This is a genomic window from Kitasatospora sp. NPDC008050, from assembly GCF_042957465.1.
Classification (GTDB): domain Bacteria; phylum Actinomycetota; class Actinomycetes; order Streptomycetales; family Streptomycetaceae; genus Kitasatospora.
The window spans coordinates 1-17,997 of the sequence record NZ_JBIBIJ010000013.1 but is presented as its reverse complement, the minus strand read 5'-3'; the positions used below and the strand labels follow the sequence as shown (position 1 = coordinate 17,997).

General features: G+C 70.3%; 18 protein-coding genes and 2 pseudogenes. 8 read left to right on the top strand and 12 right to left on the bottom strand.

Going from position 1 to position 17,997, the window contains the following annotated elements; genetic code table 11:
• Positions 1-349: pseudogene (locus tag ACFZB9_RS24415) on the top strand (hypothetical protein); the annotation flags it as partial.
• 38 nt (positions 350-387) lie between these two features.
• Here the strand turns inward: ACFZB9_RS24415 and ACFZB9_RS24410 are convergent.
• From ACFZB9_RS24410 to ACFZB9_RS24390, 5 genes are all read right to left on the bottom strand, one after another.
• Positions 388-1,566 (bottom strand): epoxide hydrolase family protein, encoded by a 1,179-nt coding sequence (locus tag ACFZB9_RS24410; RefSeq protein ID WP_391450411.1) that lies wholly within the window; start codon positions 1,564-1,566, stop codon positions 388-390.
• Positions 1,567-1,689: 123 nt separating this feature from the next.
• Entirely contained in the window at positions 1,690-2,508 is an 819-nt protein-coding gene (locus tag ACFZB9_RS24405; protein WP_391450409.1) for a methyltransferase domain-containing protein, read from the bottom strand.
• A 129-nt stretch (positions 2,509-2,637) separates the two neighbouring features.
• Entirely contained in the window at positions 2,638-4,209 is a 1,572-nt protein-coding gene (locus tag ACFZB9_RS24400) for an alpha/beta hydrolase (RefSeq protein ID WP_391450408.1), read from the bottom strand.
• A 157-nt stretch (positions 4,210-4,366) separates the two neighbouring features.
• Positions 4,367-4,984: an SRPBCC family protein gene (locus tag ACFZB9_RS24395; RefSeq protein WP_391450570.1), complete on the bottom strand. Its 618-nt coding sequence runs from the start codon at positions 4,982-4,984 to the stop codon at positions 4,367-4,369.
• Positions 4,985-5,308: 324 nt separating this feature from the next.
• Complete coding sequence (locus tag ACFZB9_RS24390; protein ID WP_391450406.1) at positions 5,309-6,001, bottom strand: class I SAM-dependent methyltransferase; 693 nt, start codon at positions 5,999-6,001, stop codon at positions 5,309-5,311.
• A gap of 287 nt (positions 6,002-6,288) precedes the next feature.
• Here ACFZB9_RS24390 and ACFZB9_RS24385 point away from each other — a divergent pair, with 287 nt between their 5' ends.
• Positions 6,289-6,573, top strand: coding sequence for a hypothetical protein (locus ACFZB9_RS24385; RefSeq protein ID WP_391450404.1), 285 nt, complete (start codon positions 6,289-6,291; stop codon positions 6,571-6,573).
• A gap of 55 nt (positions 6,574-6,628) precedes the next feature.
• Here the strand turns inward: ACFZB9_RS24385 and ACFZB9_RS24380 are convergent, their stop codons facing one another.
• Entirely contained in the window at positions 6,629-7,510 is an 882-nt protein-coding gene (locus ACFZB9_RS24380; RefSeq protein ID WP_391450403.1) for an LLM class F420-dependent oxidoreductase, read from the bottom strand.
• Here ACFZB9_RS24380 and ACFZB9_RS24375 point away from each other — a divergent pair.
• Together ACFZB9_RS24375 and ACFZB9_RS24370 are read left to right on the top strand one after the other, a co-directional pair.
• A complete protein-coding gene (locus ACFZB9_RS24375) occupies positions 7,434-7,955 on the top strand; it encodes a squalene/phytoene synthase family protein (protein ID WP_391450401.1) in 522 nt (173 codons plus the stop codon). The two genes, ACFZB9_RS24380 and ACFZB9_RS24375, sit on opposite strands and share 77 nt — an antisense overlap.
• Before the next feature lie 560 nt (positions 7,956-8,515).
• A complete protein-coding gene (locus ACFZB9_RS24370; RefSeq protein WP_391450399.1) occupies positions 8,516-9,031 on the top strand; it encodes a DUF3592 domain-containing protein in 516 nt (171 codons plus the stop codon).
• Positions 9,032-9,157: 126 nt separating this feature from the next.
• On the opposite strand, the gene ACFZB9_RS24365 is transcribed toward ACFZB9_RS24370, so the two are convergent.
• Both ACFZB9_RS24365 and ACFZB9_RS24360 read right to left on the bottom strand, forming a co-directional pair.
• The gene (locus ACFZB9_RS24365; protein ID WP_391450397.1) at positions 9,158-9,436 is read right to left on the bottom strand and encodes a hypothetical protein; all 279 of its coding nucleotides are present in this window, start codon (positions 9,434-9,436) and stop codon (positions 9,158-9,160) included.
• Positions 9,437-9,946: 510 nt separating this feature from the next.
• Positions 9,947-10,234 (bottom strand): hypothetical protein, encoded by a 288-nt coding sequence (locus ACFZB9_RS24360; protein ID WP_391450395.1) that lies wholly within the window; start codon positions 10,232-10,234, stop codon positions 9,947-9,949.
• A 672-nt stretch (positions 10,235-10,906) separates the two neighbouring features.
• Between ACFZB9_RS24360 and ACFZB9_RS24355 the strand changes: the two are divergent.
• The 3 genes and pseudogenes from ACFZB9_RS24355 to ACFZB9_RS24345 form a co-directional block, all read left to right on the top strand.
• Positions 10,907-11,056 (top strand): annotated as a pseudogene (locus ACFZB9_RS24355) (IS5/IS1182 family transposase); the annotation flags it as partial.
• Positions 11,053-11,322, top strand: a complete 270-nt coding sequence (locus ACFZB9_RS24350) for a hypothetical protein (RefSeq protein WP_391450393.1) — start codon at positions 11,053-11,055, stop codon at positions 11,320-11,322. The pseudogene ACFZB9_RS24355 and the gene ACFZB9_RS24350, both read left to right, overlap by 4 nt.
• Positions 11,323-11,461: 139 nt before the next feature.
• On the top strand, positions 11,462-12,031 hold the full coding sequence (locus ACFZB9_RS24345) for an RICIN domain-containing protein (RefSeq protein WP_391450391.1): 570 nt from the start codon (positions 11,462-11,464) through the stop codon (positions 12,029-12,031).
• An 880-nt stretch (positions 12,032-12,911) separates the two neighbouring features.
• On the opposite strand, the gene ACFZB9_RS24340 is transcribed toward ACFZB9_RS24345, so the two are convergent.
• The 4 genes from ACFZB9_RS24340 to ACFZB9_RS24325 all read right to left on the bottom strand — a co-directional run bounded on the left by ACFZB9_RS24340 (position 12,912) and on the right by ACFZB9_RS24325 (position 17,242).
• Positions 12,912-13,367, bottom strand: a complete 456-nt coding sequence (locus ACFZB9_RS24340; RefSeq protein ID WP_391450389.1) for a MarR family transcriptional regulator — start codon at positions 13,365-13,367, stop codon at positions 12,912-12,914.
• Between the two features lie 375 nt (positions 13,368-13,742).
• Entirely contained in the window at positions 13,743-14,135 is a 393-nt protein-coding gene (locus ACFZB9_RS24335) for a hypothetical protein (protein ID WP_391450387.1), read from the bottom strand.
• Between the two features lie 370 nt (positions 14,136-14,505).
• The gene (locus ACFZB9_RS24330) at positions 14,506-16,095 is read right to left on the bottom strand and encodes a tyrosine-type recombinase/integrase (RefSeq protein ID WP_391450385.1); all 1,590 of its coding nucleotides are present in this window, start codon (positions 16,093-16,095) and stop codon (positions 14,506-14,508) included.
• Positions 16,096-16,396: 301 nt separating this feature from the next.
• The gene (locus tag ACFZB9_RS24325) at positions 16,397-17,242 is read right to left on the bottom strand and encodes a hypothetical protein (RefSeq protein ID WP_391450384.1); all 846 of its coding nucleotides are present in this window, start codon (positions 17,240-17,242) and stop codon (positions 16,397-16,399) included.
• Positions 17,243-17,397: 155 nt separating this feature from the next.
• Between ACFZB9_RS24325 and ACFZB9_RS24320 the strand changes: the two genes are divergently transcribed.
• A complete protein-coding gene (locus tag ACFZB9_RS24320) occupies positions 17,398-17,655 on the top strand; it encodes a hypothetical protein (RefSeq protein WP_391450382.1) in 258 nt (85 codons plus the stop codon).
• Positions 17,656-17,997: the final 342 nt, after the last annotated feature.

Here is a 17,997-nt window from a genome sequence, read left to right as displayed (position 1 = left end):
CGGTCCGCAGGGGTCGGTGGGCCCCAGCGGGACGGACGGTGCGCCGGGGCACACCGGCCCGACCGGCCCGCAGGGTCCCACGGGTCCGTCCGGAGTGGTGAAGGCCCCCATCACGGTGCTCAGCGCCTTCACTACGGTCCCTCCCGGCGGTAACGGGTACGCCATCGCAGGGTGTCCGACCGGGACGGTGCTCATCGGCGGCGGCTTCCAGTTCCGGAGTACCAGCTCCAGCGGTCTCTCCGTGGTGACGTCCCATGCGGTTCAAGGGACCTGGATCGTCTCGATGAACAACACGTCGACCGAGGCACGCATCTTCCAGTCCCAGGCGATCTGCCTGCCGACCGGCTAGCCGGTCCATCCCGAGCCCTACCGTGGGCGGCGCCGTCCTCAGCCCGTCGCCGCCGCCCGGTACGGGCGGAAGAACGTGCGCAGTTCCTCCGCGTACAGCTCGGGTTCCTCGAACGCTGCGAAGTGCCCGCCGCGTGCGGGCTCGTTCAGGTGCACGAGGTTCGTCGTGCGCTCGAGCCACGCCCGCGGCGGGCGGACGACGTCGCCGTGGAAGAGCGAGAAACCGGACGGCACCTCCACCCGGCGGGCCAGCTGCTCGGGCGGGATCGCGGCGTTCGCGTGGTACATGCGCATCGACGAGCCGATCGTCCCCGTGAGCCAGTAGAGCGTGACGTTCGTCAGGATCTCGTCCTTGCTGAAGCTCCGTTCGATGTCACCGTCGCAGTCACTCCACGCCTGGAGCTTCTCGACGATCCACGCGGCGAGCCCGGCCGGCGAGTCGGTGAGCCCGACGGCGGCGGTCTGCGGCTTCGTGCGGTGCATGGCAGCGTAGGCGCCCTCGCCCGCACCCCAGGCCGCGACCTCCGCGAACCAGGCGCGCTCCTCGGGCGCGAGATCGGCCGGGTCGCCGCTGAAGACGGGCAGGCCCCCGTCCGTGCGGTGGACGGCCACGACCCGGTCGGGGTGGTCGAGCGCCAGGTAGCGGCTCACATGGCTGCCGATGTCCCCGCCCGCGGCACCGAACCGCGGGTGGCCGAGGACGTCTATGAGCTCGGCCCACAGGCGGGCGACGGCGATGGAGTCGAGCGGCGGGCCGGTGGGGCGGTCGGAGTACCCGAAGCCCGGCACGTCGGGCACGACTACGTCGAACGCGTCGGCAGGGTCGGCGCCGTGCGAGCCGGGATCGGTCAGCAGCGGGATGGCCTTCGAGTAGCGCCAGAACGAGTCCGGCCAACCGTGGCTGAGGACCAGCGGCAGGACCGGGCCGGTGGGCGCGACCGCCCGGGCGTGCACGAAGTGGATCCCGAGCCCGCCGCCGAGCCGGGCGCGGAAGCGGGGCAGCCTGGCAAGCGCCTTCTCCTGCGCCGACCAGTCGAACCCGTCCGCCCAGTAGGCGACGAGCTCGCGAAGGTAGGCGATGTCGGTCCCGAGCGACCACCCGGCGTCCTCGGGCGCATCCGGCCAGCGTGTCGCGCGCAGCCGTGCGCGAAGGTCTTCGAGCGCTGCGGGCGCGGTCTGCGGGGTGAACGGCTCCAGGCGAGGCGATGCGTCCGGCATGGCACACATGCTAGTGCCGGGCGGCGTGATGGCCGGCTCATGGAGGGCGCGGCGGGCAGGAGTTGGCCGAACGCGTTTGGGTGACCGCGGCCGCGCTCGTTGACCGCATCCGACCACTGACCCTCAGCGGGGCCGGTGGGCGATGACGGCGAACATCGTCACCGACAGGTGGAAGGCGCCCTGTTCGGCGGCGGCCGTGAGGTCGGTGTGGAGCCGGTCGCGCTGTTCCTCGGTGATCAGGTTCCGCCCGAGGGCCGCCGTGCCGAGCCCGCGGACGATGGGCCAGCTGACGGTGTGGGGGTCGTGCAGGAGGACGTCGGAGCCGAGCTCGTCGACGGTCAGCCCCGCCTCGGCCAGCCAGCCCGCCAGGCGGCGTCCGGCATCGGGGGTGGCGGCGGTGGCCTGGGTGACGGCGGCCAGCGCGGGGCGGATCTCCGGGGCGGCGGGGTGGAGGATGAAGGTGGCCCAGTCGGTGTCGAGCAGGGCGACCCGGCCGCCCGGGCGCAGTACCCGGGCGAACTCGGCGACGGCCCGCGCCGGATCGGTGAGGTGCTGCAGGACGCGCTCGCACCAGACCACGTCCAGGTCGGCGTCGGGCAGCGGCAGCGCGAGCGCGTCGCCGTCCAGGAACCGGGCCGGGCTGTCGGCGTCGGCGGCGCGCTGCTCGGCGAGGGCGCGCAGGCCGGGGTTCGGTTCGAGGCCGATCGCGGCGCCGCCGGGGGCGAGCGCCGCAGCGAGGACCCGGGTCTCCGAGCCGGTGCCGGAGCCCACGTCCAGTGCCCGCTCCCCGGGGCGCGCGGCGAGGCGCGTGTGCGCCCATTCGCGCAGTCGGCGCACGCCGGGGTTGGCGGCCTGGGCGTCCAGCGCGGCGACCAGCCGGTCGGTGACCGCGGGGTCGGTGTTGGCCGCGTGGAAGGCCGAGGTGGGGCGCGGGTCGGGCATGGCGCTCACTATAGGCGGGGCCTCGGCTCGCCGGTGGTGAACCCTCCCGGCGGGCCTCGCAGTTCATCCACGCTCCTGCCACCGTCAGCCCGTTCAGCCCGTTCAGCCCGTTCAGCCCGTTCAGCCCGTTCAGCCGGTTGCGGTGCCGGCGGCCGCAGGCGGGACGGGGAGGGGGTTCGCCGCGCAGCTGGTGTCGTGGGCGGGGGCCGTGCCGGTCAGCAGGTAGCGGTCGACGATGGCGTCCACGCAGGCGTTGTGGTTCTGGTACTGCACGTGGTCACCGCCGCCGGTGACCGTGACCAAGCGGGAGCCCCGCAGCTGCTGGTGGGCCTGTACCGCGCCCTCGTAGGCGGTGGCCGGATCGTGGACCGAGTTCAGCATCAGGACGGTCGGCAGCCCGGCTCCGGTGACCTTGATGTGCGGGGCCGGCGCGACGGGCCAGTCGGCGCACACCGTGGCGAAGGCCAGCTCCCGGGCGCCCATCAACGGGTAGGCCGCGGCGTCCTGTCCGCTGCGCCGCACCCAGTAGCGCTCGCTGCGGGTCCAGGGGGTGTCGTTGCAGGTGACGGCGAAGAACTCGGCGGTGAAGCCCGGGCTGAGATAGGAGAGGAAGACCTGGGAGACCGTCTGCCGCTCGGCGGGGGTGGCGTCGGCCCAGTGCTCCAGGGCCGCCAGCGCGGTCGCGAGCGGCTCGAAGCCCTGGCCGGCGTTGTACATCGCCAGGATCGCGCCGTTGTCGAGCTGATTGGGTGCGATCACCGCCGATCCGATGGTCACCGGATGATCCGTCAGTGACTGGCGCAGCCGTTCCCAGGTGGCCTTCGCCTCGGCCGTGGTCGCGCCCAGGTGGTAGACGGAGTCGTACTGCGCGACCCAGGGCAGGAAGTCCTGCTCGAACCGGCGCTGGAAACTCATCGGCTCCCAGGCCAGGTCGGTCTGCCAGCTGCTGGTGAACTCGATGTTGCTGTCGAGCACCACCCGTTCGACCCGCTGCGGGAACTCGGTCGCGTAGTAGGCGCCGATCATGGTGGCGTAGGACGGGCCGTAGTAGGAGATCTTCGGTGCGCCGAGCAGGGACCGGAACAGGTCCATGTCGTGGACCGTCTGATCGGTGTTCAGATAGGGCAGCAGGTCACCGGTCTGCTGGAGGCACCCGGTGGCCAGCTGCCGCGAGCGGTCCAGCACCCCTTGGACCGCCGCCGGGCTGCGGTCACGGAAGTCGCCCGCGAAGAAGTCCTGGAACTCGGCGTCGCTCTGACACCGCGCCGGTGTGCTCTGCCCCACCCCGCGCTGGTCGAAGCCGACCACGTCGTACGCCGCCGCCACCGCGCCCGAGTACCGGACGAACTGTGCGGGCCTGGTCAGCCCGCTTCCCCCCGGTCCGCCGGCCGCCATCATCAGCACCCCGCGCCGCTGGGCGGGATCGGTGGCCTGATGGCGCGACACCTCCACGGTGATGTCCCGGCCGCCGTCCGGATGGTGCCAGTCCATCGGAACGGTCATCGCCGCACACTCCAGCGAGGGCGCCTGCGCACACGGCTGCCAGGCCAACTGCTGCTCGGCATACCGCGCGGGCACCGGCGCCGCCGCTCGAACCGGCGCCGGCGCCGCGGCCGCGGCGGGGCCCACGCCGGCAAGAGCGAGCACCACGGCGCCCGTCACCGCCAACCCGGTGGACCGCGACGTCCTTCGATCGAACACGTTTCCTCCTGGACGAACAGCACCTGACGGCCCCGGCCGAACCGCGACCCGCAGGGATCCTCGCACGCTGGGACGATCACGAACCACTGGGCCAACCCCCGTCTCTGAGGTGTAGTCAGCACCACCCCCCGGTCCCTGCTGTGCGTGCTGCGCCGGGTCAGCGGCGGGCTTCGGCGGCGGCCTTGAGGTCGGCCAGCCAGGCGTCGAGACCGGGGTAGAGGTACTTGGCGGCGGTGGCCGGGTCGGCGTCGATCTGACGGCCGGTCCAGCTCTCCTCGGTGCGGACCAGGACACCGCCCCGCACCTTGGCGAAGTTCCAGACGTGGACGCCTCGGTCGATGCGCAGCCCTTCACCGATGGCGGGCCCGGTCCAGCGGATGCACCGGTCGGGCCTGATCTGCTGCACGGTGGAGGTGATGACCAGGGTGGTGGCGGGGGTGGTGGCCGTGGCCGGCGCGGGTGTGGTCCACCGGAACTGCGAGCCCTTCCGCAGCGGGCCCGGGTCCAGCCTGTTCATGCTGGTGACGGCGGTCTGCCAGGACGGCCACCCGGCCACGTCGGTGTGCAGGTTCCAGACGGTGCTCAGCGGCGCCTTGATGAAGGTCTCGGCCTGGTAGTGGAGTTGGGCGGCGGGGTCGATGCCCTGGCCCAGGCAGGTCAGCGGCTGTGGCGCACCGGCGACGTGGCCGGTGGCGGCCTGCGCCGGTGCAGGGGTGGCGGTGGCGCCCAGCAGCCCGGCGGCGGCCAGCGGGATCGCCAGCAGCGCACGGCGCAGCCGGGCCCGGCTGCGGGGGGACCGTGCGGCGCTGGTCGGGGTCGGGCCCGGGGTCGGGCTCGGGGCCTGCGGCTTGGGCGAGGTGGGCGGGTTGGTGGTGACCACGTTCTTCTCCTCGTTCGGTGACCGGTCCGGCAATCGCGGGTTATCGTCTCTCGCTACTGCTAGACCATATAACCAAGCGATTCTGATGGGCAATAGGAAAAGTGAGAGGCTCTAACGTTCGCCTCGCCTCATGCTCGCCGGCCACCTGGGCGGCAGCCGCCGCACCCTCCCCCTCAACCGTTCCGGGCGCCTCCGACGTCCAGCTCGACGGGGGTTCGGTCAGCGTGGCGAGCTGGCAGTGCGGCCGATCGCCGTGGACCATGATCGCCCCGAAAGGTCGCCGGGCCTGCGGGCGTAGCAGAACAGGTGCTCCTCGTCCTCGCCCAGCTCGCTGTTCGGCACGAACACCGTCGTCGCGTGGTGGAGCACCTCGAAGCCGTACGTGTCGAGGCGGCGGCGGTACTGCTCGGCGGTGTAGCTGGTGACGCGGATCGGCTGCCCCAGCCACACCATCTCCAGATCGACCAGGTCGCCCGGCACGGTGCACATGACGAAGTAGCCGCCGGGGGCCAGCCAGCCGAAGATCCGCTCCAGCGTGGCGTCCAGGTCGGCGCGGGGCATCTGCAGCAGGGGGAAGAACGCACACACCGCGTCCAGGGCGCCCTGCGGCGCGTCGAAGGACCGCACGTCCTGCAACTCGAAGCGCGCGCCCGGCACCTGTTGCCGGGCGAGATCGACCATGGTCGCCGACACGTCGATCCCGGTCACCTCGAACCCGGCGTCGACCAGCCGCTGCGCGACCGGTCGTCCGGTGCCCGAGCCGATGTCCAGCACCCGGGCGCCCACGGGCAGCCGGCCGGCCAGCCACTCCAACGCCGCCAGCTGCTCGGGCAGATGACCGTAGGCCTTCTCGTAGTCCAGCCCCAGTGCATCGAAGGGTGCGGCAGCGTCCGCCGTGCCCAGATCCGCCATGTCCGCGTTCCTTAGCTGTTACCTGCTGGAGCTGTTGCCTGCCGACGTGCGACGTCAGCATGGCAAAGCACCGGCCCCTGACGGCCCGTCGGACGGCGCGATCATCACCCGTACGGCCCTGGCAGTCACCCGCCCGGCCGCGAGCGGGGGAGGGCGGCCGGGTCCCGAGGCGCCGGGGCGGGGGGCGAGCGACGGCGTCGGCTCCGTCCCGGGCAGCTTCGGTGGAACCGGTGGACGGGTGCGTGGTGTCCTTCGAGCTGACGGGAGTGGGCAGACAAGGGGGCGGCATGCGCTTCGGGCATCCGAGCGACCAGCAGTTGCGGGCGATCTTCCATCATGAGCTGGAGGAGGTGCTGGCCGGACGGGGGCCTCGCACCTGTACCGGGCTCGACGACGACACCTCCCAGGCACTGTGGGCGATCTCCGAGGCCGAGGCGGGCGATCGGGAGGCGCTGGCGGCGGCGGCCTACCGCGCCTTCGCCGGGCAGTTGGACGGGAGCAACGCCGCCCGCTGGCACGCGGACCTGGAGAGCTGGTTCGAGGAGCGCGAGCAGCGGCGGCGCATGACCTGACCACGCCACCTGAGCCGCCCCGGTCTCGGGGCGGCCGGGCGGTGCGCGGCGGCGCTCACTCGCCGCGCAGCTCCTCGATGACCGGAGCGAAGGACTCCATGGCGGGCTCCAGCACGGAGATGTAGGTGAATCCGTACCGCTCCCGCTGCGCGCGCAGCTGGTCGGCCATCTGCCGGACCGTGCCGAAGAGGAGGGTCGGCAGGTCGAGCGCCTCCTCCTCGGTGAGGTGCGGGAGTTTGGCGAGGGACGGCTGCAGGGCGGCCCGGCGGTCGTTGGTGACCATGACCATGTAGATCAGGAGGTTCAGTTCGGCCGGCTCGGCGCGGTCGGCGGCGAAGCCCTGGTACGCGGCGACGCGTTCCGCCAGCTGCGCGGCGGTGAGCATGGTCGCCTGGCCGTCCGTGTCCGAGCGTCCCCCCGAGAAAGCGGCGATCTCGGCGTGCTGGGCGGTCAGTTTCAGGACGCGGTCGCCGTTGCCGCCGACCAGGAGCGGCGGGCGAGGCCGCTGCAGTGGCTGCGGCGTGAAGTCGTCCGAGGCGTACAGGCGGTCCAACTCCGTGATCGTGCGCTGGAGATGGGTCACGCGCTCGCCCGGCGTGCCGAAGGGCAGGCCCGCCGCATCGTGCTCCGCCCTCATGTAGCCGGTGCCGAGCCCCAGTTCGAGCCGGCCGCCGGTGAGCTGGTCCGTGGTGGCGACCTCGCGGGCGAGCAGCGTCGGGTTCCAGAAGCCCGAGTCGAGCACCAGCGTGCCGAGCCGGGGCCGCTCGGTGGCCTCGGCCGCGGCGACCAGGGCGGGGAACGGCGCGGGCATGCCCAGGTGGTCGGGGACCAGGATCACGTCGTAGCCGAGCGTCTCGGCCATGCGGCACTTCTTGCGCCACTGGTCACTTGCCGCCGGGGTGATCAGATTGACGCCGAAACGGAACGGGCGGGCCATGAACGCTCCTCATCTGTGGACAAGTTGGCGGCGCCAGCCGCCAATCGGCCGACGCTGCCTGCCAGTCCATCATCCGTACGCGATCCGCGCCAGTGGGTCGACGGTGATCAGCGCAGCCAGGGCTGGTGGTTCGCACGGACGATGGCAAAGGCCGATGAGTGAAGCGATGCAGCTGACCAACATCGTGCGCGACATCCGGCAGGACTATGCGCTCGGCCGCGTCCATCTTCCGGAAGAGGACCTCTCGGCCTGCGGGCTGAAGCGCGAGGACCTGGGCGGCGCCCGGGTGACGCCGCGGATGAGGGCAGCGGTGCGGATACAGGTGCAGCGCGCGCGCCTCTTGCTGTCGGCGGCGTTGCGGCGCGCGACTGGTGACAGCACGGGGGGAGGACGGCGGCTGTCGGGCTCGCGGCGCCTCGTGATCTGGTGCTTCGGGCCTGCCTGACTCGGTCGCCTCAGGGCCGCGGGCAGGGCATTCCCTGTGACCGGGGTAGGTGTCGCTGTGTGCAGTGAGTGCGGGGCGGGGCGGTGGTGGCTCACCGGTGGAGGCGGCCGGGGCAGCGGGCCATCCACGGGTGGTCGGTGCGGGCGGGCCTGGCGATGCCGAAGTGTTCCAAGGCGGTGCCGGGCGCGTCGAGGGTGTATGTGCGTACCCGGGGCAGGACCTGAAGGAGGGACACCGCCCGGGGCCGGCAGAGCCGGCGCAGCCATTGGGCCCGGGCCTTGAGGCCGAACGCGCAGAGCCGCCCGAGCACCACGGGTGTCGAGGGCGTCGAGGGCCCTGTCCGTGCCAGGCCCATTGTCGGTTGCGCCCGCGGTATGACCGATCGGTTTGCGGGGGTCTGCGGCTGGGTGGCGCCCGGTTCCTCGGGCCGTTCCTGCCGGTGCGCTCCTGCGGTCGGCGCAGGTGTCCCGGGCGGTGTCCTGGGCGGTGTTCTGGGCGGTGTCCGTGGGTGCGGCTAGCGTAGGCGCGGGTGGGGTGCTGCGCCGATACCAGGGGGAACGATGGAGAGTCTGCCGGACCATGGCCTGAGGGTGCGTCGCGGGTCGCTGGTGATGATCGTCCTGGGGGTGATGCTGTTCGTCCTCAGTGTGGTCTACCTGGTACCGCACGACATGGGTGTGACCGCGGTCCTGCGCAGTCGCGGCGTCCATACCCGGGCGGTTGTCACCGAGTGCACCCCGGTGGGCGGGCCGCAGGACAATCCCGCGGGAAACTGCGACTGCCGGGTGCGGTTCGCAACGTCCGACGGGACGTCCGTGGAGACCCGACTGGCCTATGTCACCGGGACCGTCCAGGTCCGTGACACGGTGACGGTGGTGTACGACCCCCGGCACGCTGACACCGCCGCCCTCGAGTCGAGCATCGGCCTGTGGGACTCGCTGGTCCGCAACACGCTCGACGTGGTCGCCCTGATCGCGTCGGTCGGCATGATGCTGATGGGTTTCGCGGTCCGCCTCGCCTACGGCTGGGTCACCCGGGCACAGCCACGGCCGGGGCCGCAGCGGCCCCGGGACTGACCCGGTCTGGGTGCTGCATGCGAAGGTCTACCCGGCGAAGGCTCGGACAGCGTGACCTGATGGCGGGGTGTGCTGCGGGTCCGGTCCCGGACGCGTTGGTGTCCGGGACCGGTGGGTGATGGTGGGTCAGCCGGGGATGAGGCCGTCGTCGGTGAGCATCTCGCGGACCTCGTCGAGGGAGGCGTCCGGCGCGGGGAGGATCAGTTCGGAGGGTTCCAGGGAGTCCTCGGGCAGGGGCTCACCCAGGCGGCGGACTGCATCCAGGAGCTCTCCCAGGCTCCGCCGGAAGCCCTCTTCGTCGCCGGCCTCCATCTCTGCCAGCAGTTCGTCGTCGAGCTTGTTCAGCTCGGTGAAGTGCGAGTCGGCCAGCTTCACTTGGCCTTCGCCCATGATGCGAACGATCACGTGGTCTCCCGTTCCTGGGTGGTGTTCCGGCCCCGACAGTCGGAGCGGTGACCCCATCCCATCGGTCTTTCGTGTGGGGGTGCTGGCATGTTCGCGCGGGGCGGATGCTCACCACCCAGACGAGTGACGTGTGACCTGTTGGTGATGTGGGGCGTGTTTTGGCTCTGGGTGCCGTGTTGTCTGGACCTGTTGTTGGGTTGGTCGGGGCGTGGGATCGGGTGGTGATCGGGCCGGCGTTGGCGACTTTGTGTGGTGGTGGTGGGTTCGGTGTTCGGGTTCGGGTGGGTGCGGCTTGGTGACCGTCGCCGCCTGAGGCGCTTCCTGGGGGGTGCCTCCGGCGCCGTCCCGGTCGAGGTGGCCGGGTGGCGCCTCGGTCCTGTGCCGAGCGCCAGGGTGGCCTGCTGGCCGCCGTCCGGGTCGGTGCCGCCGGTCTCGTTGGCTCACCGTCGCTGCGCTGCCGCTGCTGCGCTCTGGCTGCCGGCCGTTGGCGTTGCGCACCGACCGGTGGGGTCAGACATGTTCCTGTTCGCTCGTCTCCTCGATGGCTGCGGCTCGGGCGCGGCGGCGGCCCAGCAAGGTGCATCCCACGGTCACCAGGCCGATAGCGATGACCCTGGCGGCCTGGTAGTAGCCGGAGGTCAGTTCCTGCGGGGTGCCGGGCAGCCTGAAAGAGACCCATGCTGCCGCGACTCCTCCGAAGACGATCAGTGCGATGGCCCCCCACGTCCCGAGCTCCGCCCACCAGGGCCCCGGGACATGGCCTCGCTCGTTGGTCTGCTCAACGTCCTTGTCGGCCATGGTCTGTTCTCCTGGGGGTGTGGCGGGGGTCGAGGGGGAGGACGCGGACCCGGCGCGGATGGTTCACCGGACCAGACGTTCCCTGCTGGAGCCGACATCCTGTCAGCCGGCGAAATCCCCCTCGCCCACCGTCTGCCCGCTACTGCGCCTTGGCTGGCCGCCGGCGTCGCCACCGCCGCGCTCGCCATCGTGTGCGTGAACGCCGGCGTCGTCACCTCCGATGGTCTCGACCTGGCGTCCCTCATGGCGGCTGCCGCGGCCTGGGCCGTTTCGGGTGGGGTGTGGTGGTGTTGTTGGGGGCGGGTGAGGAGCGCGGGGGAGGGGATAATTCTCACGGTACGTGGGGCCGCACCGTGCGCGACGCAGTGCCCCGCGGCCGACTGTATGTCGTCCTTGGCTTCGGGCACGCAGTCGCTCTTGTGAATTCGCCTGCTGTAGTTGAGGGTTGAATAGGGGTTCCCCAATGGCCGCCAGGACCGCAAAAGTTGTCCGGAACTACTCCGACGGCACCGGTCTCGATGCCTGCGAGGGTGAGCAGGTGCGGACCCTGTTGCTCCGGTGACTCCGGTGGGGGTTCCCAGGTGTGGGTCTTCAACGAGGTCGACTCCTTTGGGAATGGCGTCGGCGTGTACACCATCAGCAGCACTGCTTTCCCGGGCAGGTACCTCCAGCGTGCGGCACCGGCGCCTGGTCCGCGACTACGAGCACCGCCCCTCCTCCTCGGCCTCCCGTGTCTACTGGGCCATGACCCAGGTCATGGCCCGTCGCCTCACCTGCGCGAACACGTCCACCTGGCGCGGCCCGCAGGCAGTGAGCGCGTGAGCGTCCAACCCCTTCTCGATGCACTCGACCTGCAAGAGGACGCCGCGCAGGCCCTGGCCGACGACCTCCGCGCGCAGATCGAGGAATTGCAGGGCCGACTGCGGGAGGCCGAGACCCAGCTCGAACACCCCGCGATCACCCGCAGGACCGTCAACGCCCTCGCCGACCGCCTCCCGGCTCTGCCCGCCCCACCCGAGCACCCGGACCACCCCCGCATCCTCGCCGTCTTCAATCCACCGGCAGGGTGCGCCTCAGCGTCGTGTTGATCGGCTGTTGATCTCCGGGCGGTTGGCTGTCGATCGCTTGCCCGGCCGACGACTTCGAACGGCGGGCGGTGTTGTCCCACCCGACTGGTGCCGGTTCCTGTCTCAGGTCTCATCGGCATCGCAACGCAAGGAATTCCGCATGATCAAGAGCACGGCCCTTCGCCGCACGCTCGTTACCGTCCTCACCGCGACGGCGCTCGGCGCGACGGGTCTGTTGACCGCCGGCACCGCTGAAGCGGTCGACGGGAGTCAGATCGTGAACGGGGGATCCGGCAAGTGCCTGGACGTCCGTAACGGCGGTACCGCGGACGGCACTCCCGTTCAGCTCTACACCTGCAACGGCACTGCCTCGCAGCGCTGGGTAATCTTCACCAGCCCCGACGGCAGCTACGACAGGCTGTACAACCGGCAGTCCAAGAAGTGTCTGGACGTCTCCAACTCCGGGACCAGCCTGGGCACGCCGGTGCAGATCTGGACCTGCAACGGCAGCGGCGCCCAGACCTGGGGATTCACCACCCGCGGCTTGCTCAACCTGAACTCCAACCAGGTGCTGGACGTCCCTCTCAGCAATTTCAGCGACGGGCAGAGCCTCCAGATCTGGGAGTGGAACGGCTCCGGGGGCCAGCAGTGGTCGGGCGGTGAGCAGCAGCCCGAGACCCCGGCCGGCTGCACGCCCGGCTCCCTCATACGTGGCTGCATCGAGCGGTAACCACGGTGGCCGGTGCGGCACTGCGCCGTGGCGGCGCTGCACCGGCCCGTTGTTCACCTCCGCTGCGCGGCCGGCTTCAGCTCCTGAGCCGTGGATGCGCCGACCGCCCGGTCGGCCGTCACCCTCGTCGGGGATGCCGGCGTTGACGTCGATCCCGCCCGGCGCGTCAATGGTGTACTTCCACTGGCGGACGATCTGGTGGTCGGGGTCGTTGGTGGTGCCGGTGAACGGGCTTCGGTACCGCTCGTCCCTCACGTAGGTCGCCAGGTCGCCAGGTCGCCAGGTCGTGGGGGAGGGCGGCGGGCGCTTGGCGGGTGGCGAGGTGCCGCTCACGGGCACTGGCCTGGCCGGTGCGGACCCTGAACAGGAGGTCGTCGAGGGCCTGCGCGAGGTCGGCCTCATGCTGCTCGCGGCTGCTGCGGCGCTCCACGGCTGTCTTCAGGTGCTGCCACAGGTCATCCCCCCACGACGTCCCTCTGACCTGGCCTCACCAACCCACGCCCGCAACGGCACCGCGCTGGTGCTGTTCGCCGAAAAGAAGCGCAGGTCACCGGCCTTGGCGGGGTCAGCGGTGGCTCGTCCGCAGAGGGAGGACGTCTCTCATGGTCCGGGCGCCGCCGCGGTGGTTGATGGCCTCACCCGGTGCCGGGTTGAAGCGCAGGACCGGACCGCGTTGCCCCTTTGGCGCGTGTCTCTCGGTCGCACCCCGGGACGACCGGGAGCAAGCGGGGCCCGGGGCCGGGCTCTGGTGCCGGGCGCCGTGCGGCCCGGGGCTGCCCCGAGGGCCAGCGGCACTCTGGTTCGCGTTGAACGCCCCTGCGCTGCCCCTCCTACGGACGGGGCAGGTTTCACCTGCGCTGCGGCCCGCCGGCGACCGTCTCTAGTGGTGCCATGCCTCGCCTCCGACGTTGTGGATCATCCGCTGCAGTACCTTGAGGGTGATCAGGTACTCCTCATCGGAGATGCCGTCGTGGGCTTGCTTTCGCATGGCCGTCTGGCGCTCTGCGCACTGGCGGTAGACCGTGTCTCCCTCAGAGGTCAGCCGAAGGCGGTTCTCAGTGTCGAGCGCGAGCAGGTCCCGGCCGAGGAGGACGTCGATCTCTTCCGCGAGCGCGGCTCCCACGTCGAGGTAGCCCTTCAGGACGTTCGTCACTTCCTCGCGGGTCCGGCCGCTCTCGCTGGTCGCCACCTGGTTCAGAACCCACCACTGGGGCTGGGTGACATCGAACTGTGCCAGCCCGGTACGGATGTTGGTGACGACTGCTTTGTGAGCGGCCCAGCTCCAGTAACCGATCGGCTGCTTGACCAGTTCGGTGTCGTTGTGCGAGTACTCCATCGTTGTGCCCTCACCATCTGGGGATCTTGACTGGTGAGAATGAACGTAGAACCTCAAGCAGACTTGAGGTCAAGCAGCTGCAGGATCCTTGTCACCGGCCTCACCGCCATCGCCCTCGACGGCCCGTCGCTGGACCTCTTCGCCCCAGACTTGCGAGGCTTCCGCCACCTGTCCTGACCTCGCCGCTGGACGGGCGGCTTTCACGGAATTCGCGGCAGAGCCAGAACTGAGTGGCCGTTGACAAGTATGTGACCGGGTGCCGGGTTGAGTGCGTCGGGCCGAATGCCGGACGCACTCACAGCGGCTACCGGCAGGTCGGCGAGTGGATCAGTACTGGCGTCCGTCCGGTCCAGCGCATGCGTGGACCCAGGTGGATCAGGAGGACCAGGGGGACCAGGGGGTCCAGGTCCCGTCGTCGGCACGCTGGCGATCCCAGGGCTTGCCGTCAGTGCCCGTAGCCCCGATGAAGAAACTCCAGCCGTCTGCGCTCTTCCCCCAGATGCTGATCGGGCCCTGGACAATGCCGCCCAGGGACTGCCATCCGTGGAGACCACCTTCGACCTGGGTCCAGTTCGTCCACACTGCGTGGTCGGTGCCGACGACGAACCACTGGATCGACCCGTTCGGAAGGCGCACAGACGCAATGGAGTCGCACTCGTAGGGCGCGCCCATGATCTGACAGGTGGAGGCCGCCTGAGCGGGGGCAGCAGCGGCGAGCCCGCCCATAGCGATGGTGGTGGCGATAATGGCAGCCTTGATCTTGTTCATTTCCGCTTCCGCTTCCTTGGCGTTCGTCGGGGTCCCGCCCCCGCCACGGCGGCCATGGGGGCGTCAGAGAGGGGCTGGACTCAGGTCAGCCGCAGCCCTCGGGCCTCTTCGCCTTCACCGATCAGGACAAGTTGATCATGACGGAGTCTGCCGGACCAGGCAGCACGGGTAGAACTGTCCTATCGGGCATTTAGTGATCTCTGCCGGTACGAGACCGCCTCACCGAGGCAAACTGACAGCCGGGTCGAACCCGCCGTTGTGGTGGCTCCGACCGCTTGGCACCGAGGAGGCGCCCGTGCGCATCACTGCTGCCCGAGGTGACCACTTTCGTGACGATCGAGCTGGACGGCACCGGCCCCGCCCTACTCCGTCAGGCCGAACAGACCGCGGCGTAAGGCTGAGTGGTGTTGAGATCGAGACGGCCAAGGAGCTTTGCAGCGGTGTGGATCGGTGGGCCGCCGTTGACCGTTTCGGTGGAGAAGAGTCTGTGAAAGTCGTGTGGCGTGAGTCTCGGCGGTGTCCTGTCGACGTCGACGATGCCGGGCCGCAGTGTGTGTTCGGTGAGGAGTTCGCGGATCCGGCTGGCGGAGATGGCTTGCAGCCGGTGTTGGGAGGGGCACTGGAACAGGTGGGGCATCGGTGGGCCGAGGACCCGCTCGTAGCCGTCGTGCCGGGTCAGTGGCGGTACCGGCTCGTCGGTGCCCTTGATGCGGTGAATGATCCGGGCAAGGACAGCGACGAGGTCCGGGTCGGTGGGAATGACGTGCTCGCGGTCGGTCTTGGACGGGCTGGTCTGCAGCAGCGGCACCGTTTCACCGGTCGGCGCCTGGTACTGACGCAGGCTCAGGTGGGTGAGCTCCAGCAGTTCCTCGATCCTGGCCCCGGTGTGTCGCAGGACCTCGATACTCGCCCAGGTCCAGAACGTGTTGTTCTCCTCGTCGGCATCGAAGCGGTGCCCGGGCTCGTCGACGGGGGCGAGGAACAGCGTGGTGGGACGCCGGTTGCTGTCGTCGCGGCCGGTGCGTCGATAGCGCGGGCCCTCGACGGTGAACTCCTCTCCTGGTGTCGCGGCGTGGGCCGCCTGCAGCAACAGCGTGGTGCGCTGCAGCCGGGCCTCGGCGGCGCGGACGAGCTGCGGCAGGACGGGGACCAGGGTGCGGGTGCGCTGCTGCATGCGCGTCTGCCGGTGTCGGGTCTTCTTGATGTAGCTGCGGATGTCGGCCTCGCTGATCGGGCAGGGAGCGGCCCGTGCTGCCCAGCGGGCTGGGTCCTCCATCGGCCACTGCGGGAGGTCCGGGTAGAAGGAGTGGACGGCGAGGAACACGGCGTGGGTGGTGCGGCGTGGGCGCCTGTCGGGCAGGATCCGAACGTGTTGCTTCTGTGCCTGGGCCACCTCGTTGGGCAGATTGAGCGAGGAGATCGCGGGGTGGTGGCGTTGCGGGTCGCCCGGGAACAGGTCGGTCAGTATCTGGGCGTGGTTGATCGGGGAGCCGTAGTCCAGGACGGCGGATCGCTCGGCGGTGTAGTGGGCGAGCACGTCGCGGGCCGCGCGGTTGGTGATCGGGTGGCGGTCGATCGGCTTGGCGGGGGTGAGCTGGCCGCGGGTCTGGGCCTCGCGCAGGGTCGGTGGCGAGTGTTTGGGACCGCCGGCGGTGTGCGGGATGTCGTAGGCGAGGGGCAGGGCCGTCACTGTGCGGCCGTTGTCCCGATGGGCCCGGGTGTAGTCGGTGAGCTCCTCCGGGTCGAAGGCGAGCAGGTCCTTGCCGGTGACGGTGCTGATGCGGGTGAGCATGTTCAGGGCTTCGGTCGCGTGCTCGTCGCAGTGCTGTCCGCCGACGTGCTGTGTGAGTTCGGTGAACAGCGCAGGCTGGTTGTGGCGACGGTAGGTGTTGTCGATGCCCGGGAGGCGGCTGTCGAAGGGCCGGTCATGGGAGGGCTGGATCGTGTGGAGGACGATCAAGGTGGCGAGACCGGCCGTGAAGCGTGACCGGGTGACCGGGCTCGGCCGTCCGAACCGGTGCCGGACGGCCGGGCTGCCGGCTCCGAGCACGTGGTCGGCGCGGTGGGTGTGTGGCTGCTCGCCGCGAGGTGTCCGATGTGGTGTGTCGTGACGTCCACGGGCTGGATGGCGGGTCCAGGGCCACGGAAGCCCGCGCCACACTGTGGGCGGACCTGACTCATCGTCAGCTCGTCTTTCCTCCGCCGAGGTTCTGGGCTCCGGTGGCCGACACCAGATCGTGTCGGCCATCGGATGCCACTGATCAGACGGACTTCACCTTCTGCTGGAACGTGCTGAAGTCGATCACCTGGTCGTCGGGCGGGGACTGGATGTCGAGGGGCTTGTTGAAGTCACTGAGGTCGAACTGGCCGGGCTCCGAGCCATTGGACTGCATGCGTACGAGGTAGGCCGGACCCTGCGACGCGACGTAGACGGTGATGGTGCCGCTGTCGTCGGGTGTCGTGATGACCTGGGTGGGGACGCCGTCGACCGTGGCAGTGCCGGCCTTGGCCATCCCACTGGAGTCCCCAAGGTCACCTCCCGTAATGCTCTTGATCATGTCGCACATATCGCTCAGGCCCTTGAGGCTCGGGTCGCCCTGGCTGTTGGTCAGGTAGCGGCCCTTGAACAGCTCGGCCGCCGCCGACCCGTCCTTCGTGTCCCCCTGCGTCGCCGCCATGGTCGTCCAGTAGGCGGCGTCCGGCTGGATCCAGGTGCCGGCGCTGTTGTGGATCACCTTGACGCTGCCCTGCCCATCCGGAGCGATCGTGCCCGTGCAGTTCTTCGCATTGTCGACGGTGAGGTCAAGGGTGACCTTCTGGCCACCGGTCGTGATGCTGCCGGCCATCCGCATGGAGGTGAGCGCGGCCATCGCGGCATGTTCCTGCTTACCGATCTCGGCAGCGGACATCGTGCTGATGTCCGTGCTCGGCGAGGCACTCGCACCCGACGAGACCGTAGCCGAAGACGCGGAGCCCGAGACGGCAGCAGCCACGGAGGCGGCCGGCGCAGCCTTGTCGGATGAGCCCGTGGAGCCTGCGCACGCTGTGGTGCCGGTGGCGAGCAGTGCGCAGAGCACGGCAGTGTGAATGAGTCGGTTGGAGCGCATGGTGATGTTCCCCCCTGACGGAACGGCGGTGCGACCTGAGTGATCAGTATGCCCAACGGACGGGGACGGTGCGTTTCCTGTGCGTCAGCCCGGTAGCGCGCACCCAGGCCAGGACCAGGATCTCCGTCGCCCATGGGGCCTTCGGGTGCTGTGGCGTGCGTGGGTTGTTTGGGCTTGATGTGATCCTCGCTGATGATGGCTGTGTGTTCCTTGGCGGGATCAGCGTCTGTAACCAGGGTGCCGCCGGGGTCTTGGTGGTCGATGAGCGGCTGTGGGGGCTGTCGGTCTTTGCTGTCGTGCTTCTGAGCACGTTGCTCGGTGGGCGTGTCGTCTGGCTGCCCGGCTCGCAGGGGTTCAACTCCGCGATGGTGCGCGCCGCTACCGGCCCGGTGCCTGGGCCGTGCTACCTGTGACTCTGTCACGGTGGCTCCGTGCGGGTCGTGCTCGGCGATGCCTTGGCCGGTCCCGGTCCCGGCCGCTGCCGTATCCGGGCCGGACGGTTGTGCTGGGTGGGACCCGGCGCTCACCTGGTCGAGGCCGGCCCCGTGGAGGTGGTTCTGGCGGGCCTGCCCGTGCCTGGGGTGGTGTGTCTGCCCGGGGCGGGGTTCGGCACCGCCGGGGCCGTTACCGCCGCTCAGGGGCACTGTTCGCCGGTCCGCACGAGCTCTCCGGCGTCGGCCGTGTCCTGTTGGCCGCCTTCGACCGGTACCTGATCGCCACTGACTGTCCGGAAGGGCGATTGTGACCACTGTTAC

What these genes read in the sequence shown, in the direction of transcription:
- ACFZB9_RS24410 (WP_391450411.1), bottom strand. Translation starts at nt 1,566, where the DNA reads ATGCCGGACGCATCGCCTCGCCTGGAGCCGTTCACCCCGCAGACCGCG.
- ACFZB9_RS24405 (WP_391450409.1), bottom strand. Translation starts at nt 2,508, where the DNA reads ATGCCCGACCCGCGCCCCACCTCGGCCTTCCACGCGGCCAACACCGAC.
- ACFZB9_RS24390 (WP_391450406.1), bottom strand. Translation starts at nt 6,001, where the DNA reads ATGGCGGATCTGGGCACGGCGGACGCTGCCGCACCCTTCGATGCACTG.
- ACFZB9_RS24385 (WP_391450404.1), top strand. Translation starts at nt 6,289, where the DNA reads ATGCGCTTCGGGCATCCGAGCGACCAGCAGTTGCGGGCGATCTTCCAT.
- ACFZB9_RS24375 (WP_391450401.1), top strand. Translation starts at nt 7,434, where the DNA reads ATGCGGCACTTCTTGCGCCACTGGTCACTTGCCGCCGGGGTGATCAGA.
- ACFZB9_RS24380 (WP_391450403.1), bottom strand. Translation starts at nt 7,510, where the DNA reads ATGGCCCGCCCGTTCCGTTTCGGCGTCAATCTGATCACCCCGGCGGCA.
- ACFZB9_RS24370 (WP_391450399.1), top strand. Translation starts at nt 8,516, where the DNA reads ATGGAGAGTCTGCCGGACCATGGCCTGAGGGTGCGTCGCGGGTCGCTG.
- ACFZB9_RS24360 (WP_391450395.1), bottom strand. Translation starts at nt 10,234, where the DNA reads ATGGCCGACAAGGACGTTGAGCAGACCAACGAGCGAGGCCATGTCCCG.
- ACFZB9_RS24345 (WP_391450391.1), top strand. Translation starts at nt 11,462, where the DNA reads ATGATCAAGAGCACGGCCCTTCGCCGCACGCTCGTTACCGTCCTCACC.
- ACFZB9_RS24340 (WP_391450389.1), bottom strand. Translation starts at nt 13,367, where the DNA reads ATGGAGTACTCGCACAACGACACCGAACTGGTCAAGCAGCCGATCGGT.
- ACFZB9_RS24335 (WP_391450387.1), bottom strand. Translation starts at nt 14,135, where the DNA reads ATGAACAAGATCAAGGCTGCCATTATCGCCACCACCATCGCTATGGGC.
- ACFZB9_RS24325 (WP_391450384.1), bottom strand. Translation starts at nt 17,242, where the DNA reads ATGCGCTCCAACCGACTCATTCACACTGCCGTGCTCTGCGCACTGCTC.